General features: G+C 76.0%; 20 protein-coding genes, 1 tRNA gene and 1 pseudogene. 18 read left to right on the forward strand and 4 right to left on the reverse strand.

The window, feature by feature from the left end; translation table 11 throughout:
- The 5 genes and pseudogenes from J5O08_RS17915 to J5O08_RS17935 all read left to right on the forward strand — a co-directional run.
- Positions 1-1,159 (forward strand): annotated as a pseudogene (locus tag J5O08_RS17915) (hypothetical protein); the annotation flags it as partial.
- Positions 1,160-1,253: 94 nt separating this feature from the next.
- Positions 1,254-1,805, forward strand: coding sequence for a hypothetical protein (locus J5O08_RS17920; RefSeq protein WP_217616322.1), 552 nt, complete (start codon positions 1,254-1,256; stop codon positions 1,803-1,805).
- A gap of 38 nt (positions 1,806-1,843) precedes the next feature.
- Entirely contained in the window at positions 1,844-2,707 is an 864-nt protein-coding gene (locus tag J5O08_RS17925) for a thioredoxin domain-containing protein (RefSeq protein WP_218708267.1), read from the forward strand.
- 157 nt (positions 2,708-2,864) lie between these two features.
- Positions 2,865-4,148, forward strand: coding sequence for an MFS transporter (locus J5O08_RS17930; RefSeq protein ID WP_218708268.1), 1,284 nt, complete (start codon positions 2,865-2,867; stop codon positions 4,146-4,148).
- 43 nt (positions 4,149-4,191) lie between these two features.
- Positions 4,192-4,265, forward strand: a tRNA-Thr gene (locus J5O08_RS17935).
- Between the two features lie 13 nt (positions 4,266-4,278).
- Here the strand turns inward: J5O08_RS17935 and J5O08_RS17940 are convergent.
- Positions 4,279-4,881, reverse strand: coding sequence for a sugar O-acetyltransferase (locus J5O08_RS17940; protein ID WP_218708283.1), 603 nt, complete (start codon positions 4,879-4,881; stop codon positions 4,279-4,281).
- A gap of 105 nt (positions 4,882-4,986) precedes the next feature.
- Here J5O08_RS17940 and J5O08_RS17945 point away from each other — a divergent pair, with 105 nt between their 5' ends.
- The 3 genes from J5O08_RS17945 to J5O08_RS17955 all read left to right on the forward strand — a co-directional run bounded on the left by J5O08_RS17945 (position 4,987) and on the right by J5O08_RS17955 (position 7,166).
- Positions 4,987-5,763 carry a MerR family transcriptional regulator gene (locus J5O08_RS17945; protein WP_218708269.1) on the forward strand — a complete coding sequence of 259 codons (777 nt, stop codon included), beginning with the start codon at positions 4,987-4,989 and terminating at the stop codon, positions 5,761-5,763.
- Positions 5,760-6,470 carry a GPP34 family phosphoprotein gene (locus J5O08_RS17950; protein WP_218708271.1) on the forward strand — a complete coding sequence of 237 codons (711 nt, stop codon included), beginning with the start codon at positions 5,760-5,762 and terminating at the stop codon, positions 6,468-6,470. Before J5O08_RS17945 ends, J5O08_RS17950 begins: the two co-directional genes overlap by 4 nt.
- Before the next feature lie 102 nt (positions 6,471-6,572).
- Positions 6,573-7,166: a small multidrug efflux protein gene (locus J5O08_RS17955; protein WP_218708273.1), complete on the forward strand. Its 594-nt coding sequence runs from the start codon at positions 6,573-6,575 to the stop codon at positions 7,164-7,166.
- A 192-nt stretch (positions 7,167-7,358) separates the two neighbouring features.
- Here J5O08_RS17955 and J5O08_RS17960 read toward each other — a convergent pair whose 3' ends face one another.
- Positions 7,359-8,366, reverse strand: coding sequence for a LacI family DNA-binding transcriptional regulator (locus J5O08_RS17960; RefSeq protein ID WP_218708275.1), 1,008 nt, complete (start codon positions 8,364-8,366; stop codon positions 7,359-7,361).
- Positions 8,367-8,589: 223 nt separating this feature from the next.
- On the opposite strand from J5O08_RS17960, the gene J5O08_RS17965 reads away from it, so the two are divergent.
- The 8 genes from J5O08_RS17965 to J5O08_RS18000 all read left to right on the forward strand — a co-directional run bounded on the left by J5O08_RS17965 (position 8,590) and on the right by J5O08_RS18000 (position 17,875).
- Positions 8,590-9,885 carry an extracellular solute-binding protein gene (locus J5O08_RS17965; RefSeq protein WP_217616314.1) on the forward strand — a complete coding sequence of 432 codons (1,296 nt, stop codon included), beginning with the start codon at positions 8,590-8,592 and terminating at the stop codon, positions 9,883-9,885.
- A gap of 7 nt (positions 9,886-9,892) precedes the next feature.
- Positions 9,893-10,912 (forward strand): carbohydrate ABC transporter permease, encoded by a 1,020-nt coding sequence (locus J5O08_RS17970; protein WP_217616313.1) that lies wholly within the window; start codon positions 9,893-9,895, stop codon positions 10,910-10,912.
- Complete coding sequence (locus J5O08_RS17975; protein WP_217616312.1) at positions 10,912-11,802, forward strand: carbohydrate ABC transporter permease; 891 nt, start codon at positions 10,912-10,914, stop codon at positions 11,800-11,802. The genes J5O08_RS17970 and J5O08_RS17975 overlap by 1 nt, the downstream gene beginning before the upstream one ends.
- A 173-nt stretch (positions 11,803-11,975) precedes the next feature.
- Positions 11,976-14,387 carry a glycoside hydrolase family 3 N-terminal domain-containing protein gene (locus J5O08_RS17980; RefSeq protein ID WP_218708284.1) on the forward strand — a complete coding sequence of 804 codons (2,412 nt, stop codon included), beginning with the start codon at positions 11,976-11,978 and terminating at the stop codon, positions 14,385-14,387.
- The gene (locus J5O08_RS21775; RefSeq protein ID WP_218708276.1) at positions 14,384-15,970 is read left to right on the forward strand and encodes a glycoside hydrolase family 43 protein; all 1,587 of its coding nucleotides are present in this window, start codon (positions 14,384-14,386) and stop codon (positions 15,968-15,970) included. The genes J5O08_RS17980 and J5O08_RS21775 overlap by 4 nt, the downstream gene beginning before the upstream one ends.
- Before the next feature lie 50 nt (positions 15,971-16,020).
- Positions 16,021-16,992, forward strand: a complete 972-nt coding sequence (locus J5O08_RS17990) for an acetylxylan esterase (RefSeq protein ID WP_218708277.1) — start codon at positions 16,021-16,023, stop codon at positions 16,990-16,992.
- Positions 16,993-16,997: 5 nt separating this feature from the next.
- Positions 16,998-17,534 carry an alpha/beta hydrolase gene (locus tag J5O08_RS17995; protein WP_218708278.1) on the forward strand — a complete coding sequence of 179 codons (537 nt, stop codon included), beginning with the start codon at positions 16,998-17,000 and terminating at the stop codon, positions 17,532-17,534.
- Positions 17,535-17,710: 176 nt separating this feature from the next.
- Entirely contained in the window at positions 17,711-17,875 is a 165-nt protein-coding gene (locus tag J5O08_RS18000) for a hypothetical protein (protein WP_168216972.1), read from the forward strand.
- 141 nt (positions 17,876-18,016) lie between these two features.
- On the opposite strand, the gene J5O08_RS18005 is transcribed toward J5O08_RS18000, so the two are convergent.
- Both J5O08_RS18005 and J5O08_RS18010 read right to left on the reverse strand, forming a co-directional pair.
- Positions 18,017-18,388 carry a nuclear transport factor 2 family protein gene (locus tag J5O08_RS18005; RefSeq protein ID WP_218708279.1) on the reverse strand — a complete coding sequence of 124 codons (372 nt, stop codon included), beginning with the start codon at positions 18,386-18,388 and terminating at the stop codon, positions 18,017-18,019.
- 92 nt (positions 18,389-18,480) lie between these two features.
- The gene (locus tag J5O08_RS18010) at positions 18,481-19,152 is read right to left on the reverse strand and encodes a response regulator transcription factor (protein ID WP_218708280.1); all 672 of its coding nucleotides are present in this window, start codon (positions 19,150-19,152) and stop codon (positions 18,481-18,483) included.
- 87 nt (positions 19,153-19,239) lie between these two features.
- Here J5O08_RS18010 and J5O08_RS18015 point away from each other — a divergent pair, with 87 nt between their 5' ends.
- Entirely contained in the window at positions 19,240-20,403 is a 1,164-nt protein-coding gene (locus J5O08_RS18015; RefSeq protein ID WP_218708281.1) for a sensor histidine kinase, read from the forward strand.
- Between the two features lie 253 nt (positions 20,404-20,656).
- On the forward strand, positions 20,657-21,121 hold the full coding sequence (locus J5O08_RS18020) for a hypothetical protein (RefSeq protein WP_218708282.1): 465 nt from the start codon (positions 20,657-20,659) through the stop codon (positions 21,119-21,121).
- Positions 21,122-21,195 lie beyond the last annotated feature (74 nt).

The following is a 21,195-nucleotide window of genomic DNA, read 5'->3' on the forward strand; positions in this document are numbered from 1 at the left end:
GGGCGGCACGGTCGCGCTCGGCGTCGCGACCGCGGCGACCGTCGCGCTGGGCGCGTCGGACGGCACCCCGACCCGGGCGCAGCCCGCGGGGACGGGCCCGCTGCCCGCGGGGGCCGCGGCCGCGACCGGCGCGACCGCCGTGCTCGGGCCGGACGGGACCGCCGTGCTCGGGGCCGGGGAGGACGGGACGGCCGTGCTACCCGCGCCCGGGGAGACGTGGGGCGCGCCGGCGCAGGACGGGAGCACGCGGGCGTTCGGCGCGCCCGCCGTCGCGCCCGCGCCGCCGTCGGTGCCGCCGCGCCCGACCGCGGCGGCCGCGGCCGCGCCGTCCTCGTGGGACGCGACCGGCGAGGAGGACCGGTGGGCCACGGGCGAGTCGCCGACGCAGGCCTGGGACACCCGGCCGTACGCCGCGGGCGGACCGGGGCCGGACGGCGGGGGACACGGCGGCGCCGGGTACGGCGGACCGGCGTACGGCGACCACCCCGAGCCGTACCCCGGCGCGTGGCCCGACGGCGAGGACGCCGGGCCGCCGCCCGCCCCCGAGCCGCCGCGGCGCACCGGCACCCTGCTCGCCCTCGGGCTGCTGGCGCTGACCGGCGCCGCGGTGCGCCCCGGCGCCACGCTGCTCGTGCTCGTGCCGCTCGTGCTGCTCGCCCGGACGGTCGGGTCGGTGGCGGACGCGGTCGGCCGCCGGCGCGAGCGGGTCGGGGCCCGGCGGTCGGACCCGCTCCGCGCCGTCGCGTCCAGCCCGTGGCACCTGCTGCGCGCGCTCGTGACCCTGCTGCCCTCGCTGCTGGTCGCCGCGAGCCTCGTCGTCATCGTGCTCGGCGTCGGCTGGTGGCTCGTCGGCTCGGGCGCGCTGGCGGCCGGGCCGCTGCGCGCGGTGGACGACGCGCCCGCCCCGGAGTCGGTGGCGACGCTGCTGGTGGTGGCGGCCGCCGCCGGGCTCGCGGGGCTGTGGTGGGGGCCCGCCGCCCGGACCACCCGGGACGGGGCGCGCTGGCTGCTCGGCGGGGTGGCGCCCCGGCGCGGCGGGGCGACCGTCGTCGTGCTGCTCGCGCTGCTCGGCGCGGGGGCGCTGGTGGCGCTCGCGGCCACGGGGACGCTGGTGGACTGGGCGCCGTTCGCGGCGCCGGTGCTGCCCGTCGGGGCCTGATCGGGCGCCCCGGCGGCGCGTCTCCGCCGGATCCCCGCAGGCCGGTCACGGAAGACCCGGGTCCGGTCCAGCGGCACCCCGTACGCTGGCCGGCATGACCGGGACCGCCGCGCCGCGCGTGCCCGGCCCCGTCGCGCCCGGAGCCGCGTCCCGGCGCCGGGTGCCCCGCGCCGCCCTGCTGCCGCTGCTCACCGCGGCCGCGTCGCTGGCGGTCCTCGGCGGCGCCGCCTGGCTCGGCGCCGTGCGCACCGTCGTGCACCAGTGCGTGACGATCGACGGCCCGCTCGCCCTGCTGGGCGTCCGGCTCGCCGTGCTCCAGGACGCGGCCGACTGCCCGACGGGCGTCGCGCTGACGCCCGAGGCGTCGCACGGCGCGGTGCTCGCGCTCGGCCTCGTCCTGCCCGTCGTCGCCCTGCACGCGGCGCTCGGGGCGCTCGGCCTCGGCCTGGCCGCCCTGCTGCTCCGCGCCGCCGGCCCCGTGCGGGCCGTGCTCGGCGCCGTGCTGCACGCGCTGCCCCGGGCGGTGCGCCCCCGCCCGGCCGGCGCCCCGCGCCCCGCGCCCGCGGGCTCCTCCCACCACCCGCGCCCGGCCGTCCTGGCCCGCGCCCTGCACCCGCACCGGGGTCCGCCCGCGGCGCTCGCCTGAGCACCCGCAGCAGACCCGACCGAAGGAGAGCAGGACAGATGAGCACCACCCCGAGCCCCGGCAAGGGCCGGCCGTCGAAGAACGAGCGGCGCGACGCCGCCCGCGAGCAGGCGCGCGCCCTGCGCGAGCAGCAGGCCAAGCGCGACCGGCGCAACAGGTTCCTGGGCATCGGCATGCTGTCCGTCGCGGTCCTCGCGCTGGGCGGCGTCCTCGTCTGGGTCCTCACGCAGGGCGGCGGCAGCAGCGAGGAGGCCCTGCCGGACTACCCGGACACCCCGCTGAGCGAGGTCACCGACGTGCCGAGCACCGCCCTGCCCGAGGGCGGCATCCCCGTGAGCGCCTCGGGCGTCGGCGGGGAGGTCGACGACAGCACGACCCGCGTCGACGTGTACCTCGACTACATGTGCCCCGCCTGCGGCGCCTTCGAGGAGGCGAACGGCGACAACCTCATCTCGCTCGCCTCCGAGGGCACCGCGACCGTGGTCTACCACCCGATCGCGATCCTCAACCGGTACTCGAACGGCACCGGCTACTCGACCCGGGCCGCCTCCGCGGCCGCGCTCGTCGCCGACGAGGCGCCCGACCAGTTCGCCGCGTTCAACGAGCAGCTGTTCGCGGGCCAGCCCGACGAGGGCACCGACGGCCTGACCAACGAGGAGATCGCCTCGATCGCACGCGACGCCGGGGTGTCCGGCAGCGTCGCGGACAAGATCGCCGACGGCAGCGCGCTCGACCAGTACGGGCAGTGGGTGACGTCCGCGACCAACGACGTCACGGCGAACCCGGACCTGGTGAACGAGGCCAACGGCAGCTTCGGCACGCCGACGATCACCATCGACGGCGAGATCTGGACCGAGAACTGGACCGACCCGAACGCCCTGCTGCAGGCGGTCGGCTCCTGACCGGAGCCTGATCCCGGCCTGATCCCGCGCGCCGGACGGCGCGCCACCGCGCGAGGCCCCGGCGGCCCGGGCACGCACCCGGGCGCCGGGGCCTCGCGCGTCCCGGCCCGCGGGACGCCCCGGGCGGATCGCTGTAGACCGCACGTAGACTCCCGCGGTGCCCTCCCTGCTCGTGGACGTGACCCCGCTGCGCGTCAGCCCCGAGTTCCGCCGGCTGTGGTGGGGCCTCTCGGTGGCGAACCTCGGCGCGCAGCTCACCGTCGTCGCGGTGGGGCTCCAGGTGTACGAGCTGACCCGGTCGACGTTCGCGGTCGGCGTCGTCGGGCTGTGCGCGCTGGTCCCGCTGGTCGTGTTCGGCCTGTACGGCGGCGCGATCGTCGACCACGCCGACCGCCGCAAGGTCGCGCTGGTCGCGTCCGCGGTGAGCTGGGTCGCCACGCTCGGGCTCGCGATCCAGGGCTGGTCGGACAACACCCACGTCGGCGTGCTGTACGCGCTGGTCGCGCTGCAGTCCGGCGCCGGGGCCGTGAACAGCCCCGCGCGGTCGGCGATCATCCCGCGCCTGCTCGAGCCCCGGCTGATGCCCGCCGCGAACGCGCTGCAGACGGTCGGCTGGAACGTCGCGCTCACCCTCGGCCCGCTGCTCGGCGCCGGGCTGGTCGCCCTGCTCGACTACGGGATCGTCTACACGCTCGACGCGCTGCTGTTCACGTTCGCGTTCACCGCGCTGCTGCGGCTCCCGCCGATCCTCCCGGAGCCGTCGGAGACCCGCCGGTCCCGGGCCGGCCTCGCGTCGGTGCTCGACGGCCTGCGGTACCTGGGCACCCGGCCGAACGTCCGCATGACGTTCCTGGTCGACCTGGTCGCCATGATCACGTCGTCGCCGCGCGTGCTGTTCCCGGCGGTCGGCCTGGTATACCTGGGCGGCGGCGAGACGACGGCGGGCGTGCTGACGGCAGCGGTCGCCGCGGGCGCCATGCTGGCGGGCCTGTTCTCCGGCGGACTGGCGCGCGTGCGCTGGCAGGGGCGGATCATCGTCGTCGCCATCACGATCTGGGGCCTCGCCGTCGCGGCGTTCGGCGCGGTGCTCGTCGCCGCCGGGCGGTCCGGGCCCGACCACGTGCTGTGGGCCGCGCTCGCGCTGGCCGTCGTCACCCTCGCCGCCGCCGGCGCGGCCGACGCGGTCAGCGCGGTGTTCCGGCAGACGATCCTGCAGACCGCGACGCCGGACGACATGCGCGGGCGGCTGCAAGGCGTGTTCGTCGTGGTGGTCGCCGGCGGGCCCCGGCTCGGCGAGCTGCTGCTCGGCTGGCTGTCGGGCACGCTCGGCGAGGGCGGGGCGGCCGTCGTCGGGGGCCTCGCCTGCGTCGTGATCCTGTGGGTGCTCGTGCGGGCGCAGCGCGGGTTCTGGCGGTACGACGCCCTCGACCCGCAGCCCTGACCCGGCCGGTAGGCTGGGCGCCGCGCTCCCGCGGGAGCGCGACGCCTCCTTAGCTCAGCTGGCCAGAGCAGCTGTCTTGTAAACAGCAGGTCGTCGGTTCGAATCCGACAGGGGGCTCCGGAGCGCCCGCTCAGCCCTCGGGCAGCAGCGACCGCACGACCCGCGCCGGGTTCCCCGCCACGACCACGTCCGGCGGCACGTCCCTCGTCACGACCGACCCCGCGCCCACCACGGACCGCGCCCCGATCGTCACGCCCGGGCAGACCACGACGCTGCCGCCCAGCCACACGCCGTCCTCGATCGTGATCGGGGAGACCCGCTCCCAGCCCTGCGGGCGCAGCTCCGGGTCCAGCACGTGCGTCGGGGTGTAGAGCCGGACGCTCGGGCCGATCAGCACGTCCGCGCCGATCCGGATCTCCCCGCCGCCCAGGGTCAGGAAGTCGGCGTTCACGAACGTCCGGTCGCCGAGGTGCAGGCGGTGGCCGTAGTCCAGGTAGAACGGCGGGCGGAAGTCGACGCCCTCGCCCACGGTGCCCAGCAGGTCGCGGAACAGCGCCTCCGCCGCGGCCCGGTCCTCGTCGTAGAGGGCGGTGATCCGGCGGCAGGTGCGCTGGGTGCTCGTCGTCAGGTCCGCCAGCTCGGGGCCCGACCGGTAGCGGTACCAGTCGCCCGCGACCATCTTCTCGTACTCCGTGCGGCCGTCCGCGAGCGCGGCCGCCAGGTCGAGATCCACCACAGGGTCCTCCTTCGTCGTGAGCGACGAGTCTCCCAGCCCGGGACGGCCGCCCGCCCGGGACCTCTTGACCCTGCCCCGGGGGCACGGTCTCCACTGGTCCCCATGGACGCATCCGAGGCCGCCGGCCGCGCGTGGAGCACCCGGCAGCTCGCCGAGCTGGCCGGCACGACCGTCAAGGCCGTGCGGTACTACCACGAGGTGGGGCTGCTCGAGGAGCCCGAGCGCGCCGGCAACGGCTACAAGCAGTACCGCGTGCCGCACCTGGTGCGCCTGCTGCAGATCAAGCGGCTGAGCGACCTCGGGCTGCCGCTCGCGCAGATCGCCGCGCTGTGCGGCGCGGACCAGCGGCCCGACGACGCCATCCGCGTGCTGGACGCCGAGCTCGCCGCGACGATCGAGCGGCTGCAGCGGGTCCGGGCGGAGCTCGCCGTGGTCCTGCGCGACCGCGCCCCCGTCGACGTGCCCGAGGGGTTCGCCGAGGTGGCCGGCCCGCTGTCGGAGGCGGACCGGGCCATGCTGCTCATCTGGTCGCGCGTGCTCGACGAGCGGGCCATGGCCGAGCTGCGCGACATGATGCAGACCCGCTCCGACGGCGACGACGAGTTCGACGCGCTGCCCCCGGACGCGGACGACGCGACGGTGGAGGCGCTGGCCGTCCGGCTCGCCCGGGTCATCGCGCAGGCTCGTGAGCGGTACGTCTCCGTGCGCGACCCCGGCGCGTTCGGCCTGCGCGGCGCCGAGGAGACCCGTCGCACGGTGCTGCCCGCGATGGCGCACCTGTACAACCCCGCGCAGCTGCGGACCCTGGCCCGTGCGGAGCAGATCCGGGCGCAGAGCGCGCCGGAGGACCTCGCGCCGCCCACCGAGGAGGACCGATGAGCACCGACCCGAGCCACCCGACCGACCCGACGTCCCCGACGCTCGCCGAGGACCTGCTCCTGCTGCTGTTCGACCCCCGCAACGGGGTGTTCCACGGCGAGGGGGTGCCGCTGTTCCACGTGCTCGCCGGCGCGGTGCTCGTCGACCTCGCCGAGCAGGACCGGGTGGAGGTCGCGGCGACGCCGACCTGGCGGGGCCGCCCCGTCACGGCCCGCGGCGACGCGCCGCCCGCCGACGCGCTGCTGCGGCCCACCTGGGAGCGGGTCGCCCGCTCGCCCGTCGACGTGCAGCAGCTGATCGTCGAGACCGGGCCCGTCCTGCGGCCGGCCACGGTCGACCGGCTCGTCGAGCGGGGGCACCTGCGGCGCGAGCGGCGCAAGGTGCTCGGCCTGCTGCCCGTGACGGCGCTCGCGGACGGCGGGACGCCCCGCCGCGCGGAGCTGGTCGCCGCCGTGCGCGCCACGCTGGTCGACGGCGCCGAGCCCGACGCCCGCACCGCCGCGCTCGCGGGGCTGCTCTCCGCGAGCGGCTCCCTGCCCGCGCTGCACCGCGAGATCCCGTGGTCCGGCGCGGTGCACGACCGCGGCCGCGCCCTCCAGGAGGCGGACCGCGGGACCGCCGAGGCCGCGGAGGCGGTCCGCCGCACCGTGGTCGCCGCGCTCGCGACGATGGTCGTGACCGCGACCGCCGCCGGCCAGGCCCGCTGACCCACCCGCCCCACCCGCGCCCCGCCAGGGCGCCGGCCACCGCGCCGGCGCCCGGGGCGCGCACGCCCGCGCACCATCCCGCCCACCCGAGGGAGTCGCACCGTGAACCCTGTCGAGAGAGTCGTCCAGGGCCTGCAGGACCTGCTGGCCCACGTCCCCGAGCTCGTCCAGCCGCTGGTGGTCGCCCTCGCCGGCGCCGTCCCGTTCGTCGAGGGGGAGGGCGGCGCGCTGCTCGGCGTCCTCGGCGGCCTGCACCCGGTGCTGGCGGCGGTCGCCGCCGCGACGGGCAACTTCCTGTGCGTGCTCGCCGTCGTCTCGCTCGGCTCGGGCGTGCGCGCCCGGGTCACGGCCCGCCGGGCCGCGGCGGACGCGGAGGCCGCGGCGTCGACGGGCGCCGCGTTCGCGGGGAGCGGTGCGCCCGGCGGCTCCGGGACCGCGACCGCCGTCGCGCCCACCCGGCCGGAGTCCAAGGGCCGGCAGCGCCTGCGCCGCTACCTCGTCCGGTTCGGCGTGCCGGGCGCGAGCCTGCTCGGACCGCTCGCGCTCCCGACCCAGCTCACGGCCGCGACGCTGGTCGCCTCGGGGGTGCGCAAGGGCTGGGTGCTCCTGTGGCAGGCGGTGGCGATCGTGCTGTGGACGACGCTCGCGACCGTCAGCGCCTGGGCGGCCCTGCACGTGGTCCTCCCGGCCGCCTGACGGGCCCGCGCTGGCCGCGCCCGCCCTGCCCTGCCCGCCCGCGCCCGCCGAGTGGCTAACCGACACGTCGAGTGCCTATCCAGCGGATAGGCACTCGACGTGTCGCGTAGGCACTCGACGTCCGGCGGCGCCGGGGGGCAGGCGGAGCCGGGCGGGCGGCGCCGCACGCCGGGAGGGCGGCGCCGGCACCACCTAGCGGCGCGGGACCGCCGTCGTGCCACGGACGACCAGCTGCGTCGGCAGCCGCCGGTGCTCCGCCGCCGCACCCGGGCCGCCGTCGGCCCCGAGCAGCTCCAGCAGCATCCCGACCGCGGCCCGCCCGAGCCCCTGGATCTCCTGCCGCACGGTCGTCAGCGGCGGGGTCGTGGCGGCGGCCTCGGGCACGTCGTCGAACCCCACCACCGACAGGTCGGTCGGCACCCGGACCCCGAGGCGCGCGGCGGCGTCGAGGATGCCCATGGCGGACAGGTCGTTGGCCGCGAACAGCGCGGTCGGCGGGTCGTCGAGCGCGAGCATCGCCGCGGTGGGCGCGTCGGCCGCGTCCCGCCGGTACTCGGCCACGTGCACCAGCGCCGGGTCGACGGCGATGCCCGCCTCGGCGAGCGCCGCGCGGTAGCCCGCCTCGCGCAGCCGCGAGGACTCGAGGTCGGTGCGCCCGCCGAGGAACCCGATCCGCCGGTGCCCCAGCCCGAGCAGGTGCCGGACGGCGAGCACGGCACCGTGCAGGTTGTCGGAGTCGACGGTGGGCAGGCCGCCCGGGCCGGCGTGCGGGTCGACGGCCACGACGGGGACCGGGGACCCGGGGTGCAGGACCGTCGGGGTCACCAGCACGGCGCCGTCGATGAGGGTGCCGCTGAGGCGCGCGAGGTAGCGGTGCTCCCAGCCGGCCCGGCCGGAGCCGCCGCCGGTGTAGGCGAGCAGCGCGTGCTCGGTGTCCCGGAGGGCCGCGCCGGCGCCCTTGAGGATCTCGGAGCTGAACGGCTCGAACTCCGCGACCAGCACCCCGATGACGCCGGTGCGGTGCGAGCGGAGCCCGCGCGCGACGAGGCTCGACTCGTAGCCGAGCCGGTCGACGACGGCGCGCACGTGCGTCGCGGTGCCGGCCGCGATGCCGTCCCGCTGGTTGACCACCTTCGAGACCGTCGCCACCGAGACACCGGCCTCGCGGGCGACGTCGGTGATCGTCACCCGCTGTGCCATGGCCGTGATCCTAGGTTGCTAAAACGTTATCGACAACGGTTGACACGTCGTCGCGACGGCTGCCAGAGTCCCTCGTGCAGTCACTGATGACGAGCAGGTCCGGCCCCGGCGCAGACGCGGGGACCGGCGTCAGGAGCACGACGCGCGGCGGTCACCCGCCGACGGCGAACCGGTCCGGCCCCGGCGGGGAGGACCACGGTCAACTCAACGAAGAGGGCAGATCATGAAGGCACGGAAGACGCTGGCGGTCACGGCCGCGGCGATCGTCGCGGCCATGACCCTGGCCGCCTGCGGCGGCGGCGACTCGGGGTCCGGTGGCGAGGACGGCGGGGACGTCACCATGACGTTCTGGCACAACTCGACGACGGGCGACGGGAAGGCCTACTGGGAGGACACCGTCGCGGCGTTCGAGGAGGCCAACCCGGGCGTCACGATCAACATCCAGTCCATCCAGAACGAGGACATGGACGGCAAGCTCCAGACGGCGCTGAACTCGGGCGACGCGCCGGACATCTTCATGGCGCGCGGCGGCGGCAAGCTGGCCGACGTCGTCGAGGCCGGCCAGGCCATGGACCTGAGCGACGCGCTCACCCAGGAGACGCGCGACGCGCTCGGCGAGGCGTCCCTGGCGGCGTTCACGGTCGACGGCGGCGTCTACGGCGTCCCGACCGCCGTGCTCCCCGGCGGCATCTACTACAGCAAGGACCTGTTCCAGCAGGCCGGCATCACCGAGACCCCGACGACCGTCGACGAGCTGAGCGCCGCGGTCGACAAGCTCAAGGCCGCGGGCATCCAGCCGATCGCGCTGGGCGCCAAGGACGCGTGGCCCGCCGCGCACTGGTACTACTTCTTCGCGCTGCGCGAGTGCTCGCAGGACACCATGGCGCAGGCCGCCAAGGACATGTCCTTCGACGACGCGTGCTGGACGAAGGCGGGCGAGGACCTGCAGGACTTCGCCGGGACGGAGCCGTTCAACGACGGCTACCTGACCACCACCGCGCAGCAGGGCGCCGGCTCCTCCGCGGGCCTCATCGCCAACCACCAGGCCGCCATGGAGCTCATGGGCGCCTGGGACCCGGGCGTCATCGCCAACCTGACGCCGGAGCAGGAGCCGCTGGCCGACCTGGGCTGGTTCCCGTTCCCGGCCGTGGACGGCGGTGACGGCGACCCGACCGCGATGATGGGCGGCGTCGACGGCTTCACCTGCTTCGTGGATGCGCCCGCCGCGTGCGCCGACTTCCTCAACTTCATCGCCGAGAAGGAGAACCAGGAGGGCTACGCCGAGGCGTTCGTGACCCTGCCCGCCAGCAAGGACGCGCAGTCCGTCGTGACCGACCCGGCGCTCCAGGAGGTCCTGGCCTCCTACAACGACGCGGCCTACGTGTCCGTCTGGCTCGACACCCTGTTCGGCCAGAACGTCGGCAACGCGCTCAACACCAGCGTCGTCGAGATGCTCGCCGGCAGCGGCAGCCCCGACAAGATCGTCGAGGCTGTCAACGCCGCGGCGGCCAAGGAGTAGCAGCACCATGAGCGACTCGCAGGGCGTGGGCCCGCTGGTCATCTCGTCGCCCGAGGGTCGCTCGGCGGCCGGGGACGGTGCCGTCGTGGCACCGTCCCCGGCGCCCCGCCCGCGCCGGCGGCGCGGGAGCTGGCGTCAGCGGCTCGAGATCGGCCTCCTGTCCGGACCGGCCATCCTGGTCTTCCTGGCGTTCGTGATCTTCCCCGTCGTCATGGCGGCGTACTACGGCTTCTTCAAGTGGAAGGGCTTCGGTCCGCCGACCGACTTCGTCGGGCTCGACAACTACGTCGCGATCCTGAAGGACCCGACGTTCCACGACGCGCTGCGGCACAACGGCTTCATCGTCGTGATGTCCCTGGTCCTGCAGGGGCCGGCGGCCGTGATCCTGGCGCTGCTGCTCAACCGCAAGATCCGCGGCCGCTCGCTGATCCGGGTGCTGATCTTCGTGCCCTACGTGATCTCCGAGGTCATCGTCGGCACCGGCTGGAGCCTCATGCTCCAGACCACGGGCGCCGTGAACGACCTGCTGGAGAAGATCGGCCTGGGCGCGCTGACGGCCGACTGGCTGGCCGACCCGAAGATCGCCATCTGGTCCCTGATGCTGATCATCACCTGGAAGTACATCGGCTTCGCGGTGATCCTGTTCCTGGCGGGCCTGCAGTCGATCCCCGAGGAGCTGCACGAGGCCGCGGCGATCGACGGCGCCTCCTACTGGCAGGCGCAGCGCTCGATCACCCTGCCGCTGCTCGGCCCGACCATCCGGATCTGGGCGTTCCTGTCGATCATCGGGTCGCTCCAGCTGTTCGACCTCGTCTACATCATCTGGGGGCAGTACGTCTCCGCGACCGCCGGGACGTCGACGATGGCCACCTACATGGTGTCCAACGGCCGCCTGGCCGGGAACTACGGCTTCGGCAACGCCGTCGCGGTCGTGCTGTTCCTCATCTCGCTGGTCATCGCGCTGACCTACCAGCGCTTCGTGCTCCGCCGGGACACCGAGGGCGCGCTCACCGAGAGGAAGAAGTGATGGCCGCCACCGCGCTCCAGGCGCCGCCGCTGCCCGCCTCGCGCCCCGAGCCCCGCCGTCGGCGCGGCCGCTCGCTCGAGCGCGTCAACCCGATGGTCTACGTCGTCGCGTGGCTGCTCGTCGGGATCTGCATCGGGCCCGTCGCGTACATCGTGCTCGGCGGCCTGCGGACCAACTCGCAGATCACGGTCGACCCGGCCGGGTTCCCGACGACCTGGGAGTGGGGCAACTACGCCGAGGTGCTGACGAGCTCGCTGTTCTGGCAGCAGTTCGCCAACTCCGCGATCTGCGGGATCGCCACCACGATCGGCGTGGTGATCCTCGGCGTCATGGCGAGCTTCGTGCTCGCCCGGTACGACTTCAAGGGCCGCGGCGCGATGTACTCGCTGTTCGCGGCGGGTCTGATGTTCCCGATGACGGTCGCGATCACGCCGCTGTACATCATGATCCGCCAGCTCGGGCTGATGAACAGCCTGGCCGGCATCATCCTGCCGCAGATCGCGTTCGCGCTGCCGACGACGATCATCATCCTGGTGCCGTTCCTGCGGGCCATCCCGAAGGAGCTGGAGGAGGCCGCCTCGATCGACGGCGCCAGCCGGCTCGGGTTCTTCTTCCGGATGGTCGTCCCGCTGTCCGTCCCGGGCGTCGTGACGGTCGGCATCCTCGCGTTCGTCGCGAGCTGGAACAGCTACATGCTGCCGCTGTTCATCCTGAACGACGAGGGGCAGTACACCCTGCCGCTGGGCGTCCAGGCGTTCGCCTCGCAGTACTCCGTCGACACCGCCCGGGTGCTGGCGTTCACGTCGCTGTCGATGATCCCCGCGCTGATCTTCTTCTCGCTCTTCGAGCGGAGGATCGTCGGGGGTCTGACCGGCGCTGTCAAGGGCTGAGGCCGGCGGCGGGGCGCCCTGGGCCGCCCCGCCGCCCCGCCCGCCACCCGCACGTCCTCGAACAGGAGCACCCCCGCGTGTCCGACACCACCGGCACCGCCGCCCCGGCTGCGGCGCCCGCCTCCGCCCGCCCCGACGCCGCGCCCGCGCCCGCCGCCCCGCCCGTCCCCGCGATGCCCGTCGTCTCCGACCGGGTCCGCGACCTGCACGCCCGGATGACGCTCGAGGAGAAGCTGGCCCAGCTGGTCGGCTACTGGCTCGACCAGAACGGCACCGTCGCCCCGATGCAGTCCGAGATGGCCGCGGGCCAGAAGGACTCCGGGCAGCTGCCGGAGATCACCCGGCACGGCCTCGGCCACTACACGCGGGTGTACGGCACCCGCCCGGTCGACCCGGTGGAGCGCGCCGCCTGGCTGTGGGCCGAGCAGCGCCGGCTGCAGCGGGAGACCCGGCTCGGCATCCCCGCGCTGGTGCACGAGGAGTGCCTGACCGGCCTGGCCGCCTGGCAAGCCGCGACCTACCCGACCCCGCTGGCGTGGGGCGCCTCGTTCGACCCCGAGCTGGTCCAGGAGGCCGCCCGGGCGATCGGCGACTCGATGCGCGAGCTCGGGATCCACCAGGGCCTGGCCCCGGTGCTCGACGTGGTCGGCGACCCCCGGTGGGGCCGGGTCGACGAGTGCATCGGCGAGGACCCGTACCTGGTCGGCACGATCGGCACCGCCTACGTGCGCGGGCTCCAGGAGGCGGGGGTGCACGCCACCCTCAAGCACTTCGTGGGCTACTCGGCGTCGGCGGCCGGCCGCAACCACGCCCCGGTGAGCGCCGGGCCGCGCGAGCTGCTCGACGTGTACCTGCCGCCGTTCGAGATGGCGGTCCGCGACGGCGGCGCCCGCTCGGTGATGAACTCCTACGTCGACGTGGACGGCGTCCCGCTGGCGGCGAGCGCCGAGTACCTCACCGACCTGCTGCGTGAGCAGTGGGGCTTCGACGGCGTCGTGGTCGCCGACTACTTCGCCGTGGCGTTCCTCGAGGTCATGCACCGGGTCGCGGCCGACCGCGGCGAGGCGGCGGCGCTGGCCCTGGAGGCCGGCATCGACGTCGAGCTGCCGACCGGCGACGCGTACCTGGAGCCGCTGGTCGCGCGGCTGCGCGCGGGCCTGACCGACGAGCGGCTGGTCGACCGCGCCGTGCTCCGGGTGCTGGCGCAGAAGGAGGAGCTCGGCCTGCTGGAGCCGGACGCGTTCGCGGACGAGCCGCCGGCCGAGGTCGACCTCGACTCGCCCCGGCAGCGCGAGCTCGCGCGCCGGCTGGCCCAGGAGTCGGTCGTGCTGCTGGCGAACGACGGCGTGCTGCCGCTGGCGGCCGCCGGGACGCCGTCCGCGCCCCGCCGCGTCGCCGTCGTCGGCCCGAATGCCGACCGGCCCGAGGCGCTGATGGGCTGCTACTCGTTCGCCAACCACGTGCTGGCGCACCACCCCGGTGTGCCGCTGGGCTTCGAGATCCGCAGCGTGCGCGAGGCGCTCGCGGCGGCGCTCGGGGACGGCGCCGACGGCGCCGACGGCCCCGAGGTCGTGCACGCCGAGGGCTGCGCGGTCGAGGGCGACGACACCTCCGGCTTCGCGGCGGCGGTCGAGGCGGCGGCGGGCGCCGACGTGGCGGTCGTCGTGGTCGGCGACCAGGCCGGGCTGTTCGGCCGCGGCACCGTCGGCGAGGGCAACGACGCCGAGAGCCTCGAGCTCCCCGGCGTGCAGCGGCAGCTGGTCGAGGCCCTGGTGGCGACCGGCACCCCGGTCGTGCTGGTGCTGCTGACCGGCCGCCCGTACGCGATCGGCTGGGCGCTGGACGGCGAGGGCCCCCGCCCGGCCGCGGTGCTGCAGGCGTTCTTCCCCGGCGAGGGCGGCGGCGACGCGATCTCCGACGTGGTCACCGGCGCGGTGAACCCGTCCGGCCGGCTGCCGGTGTCGCTGCCGCGGTCCGCCGGCACGCAGCCGTACCGGTACCTGCACCCGGTGCTCGGCGGGCCGTCCGACGTCACGTCGACCGACCCGACCCCGGTGCGGCCGTTCGGCTTCGGGCTCGGCTACACCGACTTCGCGTACGGGGACCTCGCCGTGGACCCGTCCGTCGACTCGGCGGGCTCGTTCGAGGCAGCGGTCACCGTGACGAACGTCGGCGCCGTCGCGGGTACCGAGACCGTCCAGCTGTACGGCCACGACGTCGTCGCGACGGTGACCCGCCCGGTCGCGCAGCTGCTCGGCTACGCGCGGGTCGACCTCGCGCCGGGAGAGTCCCGCCGGGTCACGTTCCGGGTGCCGACGACGCGGCTCGCGTTCGCCGACCGCCGGCTGACCCGGGTGGTCGAGCCCGGCGACGTGCAGGTCTGGGTGGCGTCGCACGCCGAGGCGGCGGCCCGCTCGGCCGAGGTCGCCGGCACCAACGGCGCGATCCGGATGGCCCGCGCCCGCGCCGAGCGCGCGGTCGCCGGCACCGCCACGGAGCGGCGCGTGGTCGCCGTGACCGGCGGCGTGCACGAGGTGACCGCCGCCGACCCGCGCGTCGTCGAGGTGAAGGTCACCGCCCCGTGACGGCCGTCGCCAACCCGGTGCTCCCGGGCTGCCACCCGGACCCGTCGGTGTGCCGGGTGGGCGACGACTACTACCTGGTGACGTCGACCTTCGAGTACCTGCCCGGCCTGCCGGTGTTCCGCAGCCGCGACCTCGCGCACTGGGAGCCGGTGGGGCACGCGGTGCGGCGCCAGCTCGACCTGTCCGGGCTGCCGTCGTCGAGCGGGCTGTACGCGCCGACGATCCGGCACCACGACGGGCTGTTCTGGGTCGTCTGCACGCTCGTGGACCAGCGGGCCGACGGCGCGGCGGCCGACGAGCGGCGCCCCGGCCTCGGCCACTTCCTGGTGACCGCGGCCGACCCGGCCGGCCCGTGGTCCGAGCCCGCGTGGCTCGGCGGGGACGGCATCGACCCGTCGCTGTTCTTCGACGACGACGGCCGGGCGTGGGTGCTCGCGACCCGTCCCGCGCGGGAGCCGGAGTGGCCGGGCCAGACCGAGGTGTGGCTCCGGGAGCTCGACCCCGCGACCCGCGCCCTGGTCGGCCCCGAGCACGTCATCTGGACCGGGGCGGTCCGCGGCGCGGTCTGGGCCGAGGGGCCGCACCTGTACCGGGTCGGCGGGGAGTACCTGCTGGTCGCCGCCGAGGGCGGGACCGAGGTGCACCACGCGGTGTGCGTCGCGCGCGCCGACGCGGTCGAGGGCCCGTACCGCGGGAACCCCTCGAACCCGGTGCTGACCCACCGGCACCTGGGCCGCGGCGTCGACGTCGTGGCGGCCGGGCACGCCGACCTGGTCGAGGCGCCCGACGGCTCGTGGTGGGCGGTGCTGCTCGCGATGCGCACCTCCGGCGGGTACCACTACCCGCTCGGCCGGGAGACGTTCCTGGTGCCCGTGGCCTGGGAGGACGGCTGGCCCGTGCTCGCGCCCGGCGTGGGCCGGATCCCGCCCGTCGTCGAGGTCCCGGAGGTCCCGGGCTGGCCGGGCGACCGGGTGGTCTCCGGCCGGCAGTCCGGGCCGGTGCCGCCCGGCGACCTCCGGTGGACGGCCGTGCGCGCCCTGCCCGAGGACGTGGCGACTCCCGCCGGCGACGGCTGGGACCTGCCCCTGCGTCCGGCGACCCTCGCCGACCTCGACGTGCCCGCGTACCTCGGGCTCCGGCTCGAGCACCCGGACGCCGACCTGGCGGTCCGCGTCGCCGCCGACCTCCGCGAGGGTGAGGAGGTGGCGCTGGCCGTGCGGCAGTCGGAGCAGGACCACGTGCTGCTCGCGGTGACGGCCGGTCCCGCGGGTGCCCGGACCGCCCGGGTGCGGCACGTGCGGGCGGGCGCCGCGGAGCGCGTGCTCGGCGAGGTCGGGTTCGGCGGGGCGGCCGAGGCCGACCTGACGCTCGTGCTGGAGGCCCGCGGGCCCGAGCTCCGGCTGCTCGCGGCCGCCGGCGACGACGCCCCGGTGCTCGTCGCCACCGCGGACGCCCGGACCCTCGACAGCGTCGCGACCGGCGGGTTCCTCGGGCTCTGGGCGGGCGTGCTCGCCACCAGCGCGGGCCGGCCGACGACGACCGTGGCGCACGTCCGGTCCGTGGTGTACTCGCCCGTGCGCTGACGCACCCGGACGACCGCACCGACGCGACCCGGACCACCGACAGGAGACCCGTGTTCCAGGACCTGCCCGAGCCCGCCCTCTGGGACCACGCGAGCACCCTGGTGGAGCCCGCCGACCTCGATGAGTTCTGGGCGCGCACCCTCGCCGAGAGCCGCCGGCACGACGCGCCGCCCGTGCTCGTTGCGGAGCCGACCCCGCTGACCACGGTCGACGTCTGGGACGTGACGTTCCCCGGCTTCGGCGGCGACCCGGTGCGCGCCTGGTACCGCCGCCCGGCCGGCGTCGACGGCCCGCTGCCGGTCGTCGTGCAGTACGTCGGCTACGGCGGCGGCCGCGGCGCGCCGTGGGAGAACCTGCTGTGGTCGTCGTCCGGCTTCGCGCACCTGCAGATGGACACCCGCGGCCAGGGCTCCGGCTGGAGCCGCGGCGAGACGCCCGACCCGTGGGGCACCGGCCCGCAGGCGCCCGGCGTGATGACCCGGGGGATCGAGGACCCCGAGACCTACTACTACCGGCGGCTGCTCACCGACGCGGTGCGCGCCGTCGACGCGGCGCGCGCCCTGCCCGGCGTCGACCCGGACCGGGTGGCGGTGGTCGGCGGCAGCCAGGGCGGCGCGATGGCGATCGCGGCCGGCGCGCTCGCGGACGTCTCCGCCGTCGTCGCGGACGTGCCGTTCCTGTGCGACGTCGCCCGGGCCGTCGGGATCACCGACAACCGGCCGTTCGCGGAGGTGGTCGAGTACCTGCGGGTGCACCGCGGCGCGGAGGACCGGGTGCTGCGCACGCTGTCCTACGTGGACGGCGTCGGTCTCGCGCGGCGCGGGCGGGCGCCGGCCCGGTTCTCCGTCGCGCTGATGGACGTGATCGTGCCGCCGTCGACCGTCGTGGCGGCGCACCGCGCGTGGGGCGGGCCGAAGGAGCTGCGGGTCTGGCGGTACAACGGGCACGAGTCCGGCGGGCCGGAGCAGGACCGCGAGGCCGTCGAGTTCGTGGCGCGGGAGCTGGGCGCGGGGCCACACTGAGCGCCATGCCCACGCGCGCGATCGTGTTCCACGGCACCGGCGGGAACCCCGGCAACGTCTGGTACCCGTGGCTGGCCGGCCGGCTGGAGGCCCGCGGCTACGCCGTCGAGCGCCCCGCGTACCCGGAGCTCAACGTCGAGCCCGTCGCGACGTTCCTGCCGCGGGTGCTCGCCGCGCACCGGTTCGACGCCGACACCGTCCTGGTCGGGCACTCCGGCGGAGCGGCGCTGCTGCTGGCCCTGCTGGAGCACCTGGACGCGCCCGTGGCGCAGGCGGTGCTGGTCGCGGGGTACTGGCGGCGGCCGAACGACGCCGAGGAGCCGGTGCTGCAGGAGTCGTACGACTGGGAGCGGATCCGCGCGCACGCCGGCGACCTGGTCTACGTGAACTCGGTCGTCGACCCCTACGGCTGCGACGCGACCCAGGGGCGCGAGCTCCTCGACCGGCTGGGCGGCACCCTCGTCGTCCGCGACGACGGGCACTTCGGCGACTGGGACCAGCCCTACCCGGAGTTCGGCCTGCTGGAGCGGCTGGTGCTCTGACGCGGGCGGTGCGCGGCGGCGCGCGGACACTGCGCGGCCCACCGGTGGCCGCGCGGTGTCCGGCGGATGGCGGTTCCGCGGCAGGAAGGTGTCAGCACCCAGACGACGGCGCGGGACCGCTCACATCGGGCGGGCGGCGGTCGAACATGGCGGTCGACACCGACTGGAGGCCCACCATGACCGCGACCCTCGCGCGCCGCCCGCTGCACCCGCTCGACCCCGCCGAGCACGCGCCGTCGTGCACCCGCCCCGGCTGGCACCTCGACACGAGCCCGCTGCGGTTCGGGATGGTCGTCGCGCGCTGCACGCTGTGCGGCGCCGTGGAGTGGCGCGAGCGCTGAGCCGCCGGCGCGTCCCGGGCATGAAGAAGCCCTCGGCCGCGCAGGGGGCAGGCGACCGAGGGCGTGGCCCACTCTAGCCAGGTCCGGCCGCCGGGGCCAACCGGCTCACCCGATCGGATGCCAACGATCCCGACCGGTGGGTCAGCCGTCGCTCGCGGTGAAGGACTTCCCCGGCCAGTACGCCCACTCCTCGAAGTGGTCGACCCGTCCGTCCTCGGCGAACCGCAGCACCCACAGGTCCCGGTACTCCTGCGGCTCGTCACCGCCGTACCGCACCTCCGCGCGCACGACGGCGTCCGCGCCCTCGACGGCGACCACCTGCGCGTCCAGCGTGAACGGCGTCGGGTCGGGCCAGAACTCCTGCACCGCCGCCAGCCCCTCGAGCGCCGGCTCGTAGGGCGAGCGCAGGTACCGCACGCCGTCGGTGAACAGCGTGCCGAGCGACCCGGCGTCGTCCTCCCGCCACGCCCGCTCGTAGGCGGCGACCCAGCCCATGACGTCCGCGCGCTCCATGCGTCCCCCTCGTGGTCGGTGCGGCCGGACCATCGTGCGCCGCGTTGCGGGGCGGCGTCGAGGGGGTGCGCGGTCCGGGGTGCCCGCGGACCTCAGGAGACGGGGCCGGTCTCCTCCAGCAGCCGCAGCGCGGCGGTGACCCGGGGGTTGCGCGACGGGTCGGCGTCGATGCCGAGCGTCGCGTAGATGCCGTTGATGTGGTTCTGCACCGACTTCTCGGTGATCCGCAGCGCCTCGCCGATGCCGGCGTTGGACAGGCCCTGCGCCAGCAGGCGCAGCACGGCGTACTGCCGGTCGGTGAGCCGCGAGACGGCCGAGCCGGCGCGCGGCGCGACGCGGTCGAGCAGCGCGGGGTCCAGCGTGGTGCGCCCCTCGGCGGCGGCCCGGACGGCGGCGACCAGCGTGGCCGCGTCGGTCGACGAGGTCTTCGACAGGTACGACCAGCCGGCAGCGACGTCCGGGGGCAGGTCGAGGAGCAGGTCCATCGCGTCGTGCGCGGACAGCAGCAGGATGCCGAGGTCGGGCTGGTGCCGGCGCAGCGTCACGCCCAGCGCGATGCCGTTGCCGTCGGGGAGGTCGATGTCGAGCACGGCGACGTCGGCGGCGCCGGGCCGCAGCGCGGCGGCCCCCTCCTTGACGGTGCCCACGGAGGCGACGACGCGCACGTCGTCGGCCGCCCCGAGGGTGAGCTCGAGCATCGACCGGAACAGGGGCTGGTCCTCGACGACCACCACGCGGGTCGTTCGGGCTGCGGAATCGGACATCGCGGACAGTATGGTGGCCCGGCCCGCGGAGCGGGCGACGGCACGCGGACGACCCGCGCCCGGACGACCGCGGGAGGACCGCACGCGATGCCCACGGCCCTGACGCGGGACGCCGCCGCGGTCCGCGCCGACCGCCGCACGCTGCTGCTGGCGGCGGGGACGATCATGACGGTGTTCGCGATCGGGGCGGCCGCGCAGACCGCCTGGGTGTACGGCAACCAGGGCGGGATGGTGCCGGTCGGCACCCGGATCCTCGCCAACCTGACGGCCGTCGCGTCGATGCTCGTGATCCTGGCGGTGACCGGGGTGTCCCTGCCCCAGCGCGGGCCGCTCGCCGTCGTCGTGGGCGTGCTCAGCGCGGGCGTCACGGCCTCCGGCGTGCGGTTCGCCTTCCAGCTGCTGCTCGACGTCTACGTGGACCCGTCCCAGCAGGTCATCAGCGCGGAGCTGGCCAGCGGGGCGGTCGTGGCGTGGATCGCGGCCACCATGGGGCTGGCCGCCATGCTGTCCCAGCGCCGGCTGCGCACCGAGGTCGCCGAGCGCGCCCAGGCGCGGCTGCAGATCGAGCTGGCGCTCGCGGCGCTGCAGCACGAGGAGGTGCGGGTCCGGCGCGAGGTCGCCGAGGGCCTGCACGGCAGCATGCAGCAGCGGCTGGTCCTGGTCGTCGCCCGGCTCGACGCGCTGGTCGCGGAGCTCGGGGAGGCGGGCGACCGGCGCGCGGTCACCGCCGAGGACGTCGCCCTGCTGCGCGAGGTGCGGGAGCAGATCGAGACCGTGCGCGAGGCCGACGTCCGCACCACCAGCCGGATGCTCTACCCCGAGCAGCTCGAGGTCGGCATGGTCCCCGCGATCCGCGCGCTGCTCGGGCGCATCCCCCGGAGCGTCAACACGCGGCTGGGCGTCTCGGACGAGGTGCGGGTCGTCGACGACCCCGCGGACCCGCGGCTGACCCGCAGCGAGCGGCTGCTGGCCGTCCGCGTCGTCGAGGAGGCGATCAGCAACGCGCTGCGGCACGGCCAGGCGGAGGTCGTCGACGTGCGCGTCTCCCTGGTCGGCGACGCGCTCGAGGTGCGGGTCTCCGACGACGGCCACGGCTTCGGCGACGACGCGGGGGCGCCCTCGGGGACCGCCCGGCTGGCCGACCGGCTGCGGCTGGTGGGCGGCGACCTCCGCGTCACCTCCGTGCCCGGCGACGGCACCCAGGTGGTCGCTCTCCTTCCGGTGGATTCGCTCCGGGACGCGACGCTCTGACCTGCGGGGTTCGGTTTTTCACCCACCCGGTATGTCCGATTCGTCCTGCTAAATGTTGCAAGGTCGGTGTTGACGTGCAGTCACGGGGGTGCTGCCACCCAGGAAGCGCGTTCCGGGGGGTGGTGCGGCGGCTCTAGTGTGCGCGAGCCGCGACCGCCGGGACCCCCTGCTCCGACGACGCGGACCAGCGCCCCCGCCTCCCGGCTCCGCGGGCCGCGCCGGACCCGCCGAGCCGCGCCCGTCCAGGAGTGCCATGTCCGTCGCCACCGCCCCCGCCCCGGCCGCCCCCGCCGCCCCGCGCCGCTCCGTGCGCCGGAAGGTCGTCGCCCTGACCGTCGCCGGCCTCGGCATCGCCGGCCTGGGCCTCGCGTCCGCCGCGCAGCTCAACCTCACCGCCGGCGCGCTCGGCGCGGGCACCACCGTCGTGGCCTCCTGCGACTCGAACGGCGTGGCCGTCGCGTTCACCAACGCGTTCACCGCGTCGGTCAAGGGCTACACGGTCAGCCAGGTGACCCTGAACGACGTCGCCGCGGGCTGCCAGGGCCAGACCATCGGGATCGACCTGCTCAACACGGACCCGACCGACGGCTCCACCGGCGCCTCGGTCAGCCACCTCACGGGCACGGTCCCCCAGGGCGGCGGCAGCGTCACCCTCTCCGTCACCGGCTCGGTGAAGGCGGCCGACGTCAAGGGCGTCGCCGTCGTCATCGCGGGCTGACGCGAGCGCACCATCCACGACCGGCCCGCCGAGGCGGCCGGCGCGGGCAGCACGCCTGCCCCGCGCCGGCGCCT

The sequence above is a fragment of the Cellulomonas sp. PS-H5 genome, assembly GCF_019265565.1.
Lineage (GTDB): Bacteria > Actinomycetota > Actinomycetes > Actinomycetales > Cellulomonadaceae > Cellulomonas.

Excerpts from the sequence above, each read along its gene's own strand:
- J5O08_RS17920 (WP_217616322.1), top strand. The coding sequence starts at position 1,254 with ATGACCGGGACCGCCGCGCCGCGCGTGCCCGGCCCCGTCGCGCCCGGA.
- J5O08_RS17925 (WP_218708267.1), top strand. The coding sequence starts at position 1,844 with ATGAGCACCACCCCGAGCCCCGGCAAGGGCCGGCCGTCGAAGAACGAG.
- J5O08_RS17945 (WP_218708269.1), top strand. The coding sequence starts at position 4,987 with ATGGACGCATCCGAGGCCGCCGGCCGCGCGTGGAGCACCCGGCAGCTC.
- J5O08_RS17950 (WP_218708271.1), top strand. The coding sequence starts at position 5,760 with ATGAGCACCGACCCGAGCCACCCGACCGACCCGACGTCCCCGACGCTC.
- J5O08_RS17960 (WP_218708275.1), bottom strand. The coding sequence starts at position 8,366 with ATGGCACAGCGGGTGACGATCACCGACGTCGCCCGCGAGGCCGGTGTC.
- J5O08_RS17965 (WP_217616314.1), top strand. The coding sequence starts at position 8,590 with ATGAAGGCACGGAAGACGCTGGCGGTCACGGCCGCGGCGATCGTCGCG.
- J5O08_RS17970 (WP_217616313.1), top strand. The coding sequence starts at position 9,893 with ATGAGCGACTCGCAGGGCGTGGGCCCGCTGGTCATCTCGTCGCCCGAG.
- J5O08_RS17975 (WP_217616312.1), top strand. The coding sequence starts at position 10,912 with ATGGCCGCCACCGCGCTCCAGGCGCCGCCGCTGCCCGCCTCGCGCCCC.
- J5O08_RS17980 (WP_218708284.1), top strand. The coding sequence starts at position 11,976 with ATGCCCGTCGTCTCCGACCGGGTCCGCGACCTGCACGCCCGGATGACG.
- J5O08_RS17995 (WP_218708278.1), top strand. The coding sequence starts at position 16,998 with ATGCCCACGCGCGCGATCGTGTTCCACGGCACCGGCGGGAACCCCGGC.
- J5O08_RS18000 (WP_168216972.1), top strand. The coding sequence starts at position 17,711 with ATGACCGCGACCCTCGCGCGCCGCCCGCTGCACCCGCTCGACCCCGCC.
- J5O08_RS18005 (WP_218708279.1), bottom strand. The coding sequence starts at position 18,388 with ATGGAGCGCGCGGACGTCATGGGCTGGGTCGCCGCCTACGAGCGGGCG.
- J5O08_RS18010 (WP_218708280.1), bottom strand. The coding sequence starts at position 19,152 with ATGTCCGATTCCGCAGCCCGAACGACCCGCGTGGTGGTCGTCGAGGAC.
- J5O08_RS18015 (WP_218708281.1), top strand. The coding sequence starts at position 19,240 with ATGCCCACGGCCCTGACGCGGGACGCCGCCGCGGTCCGCGCCGACCGC.
- J5O08_RS18020 (WP_218708282.1), top strand. The coding sequence starts at position 20,657 with ATGTCCGTCGCCACCGCCCCCGCCCCGGCCGCCCCCGCCGCCCCGCGC.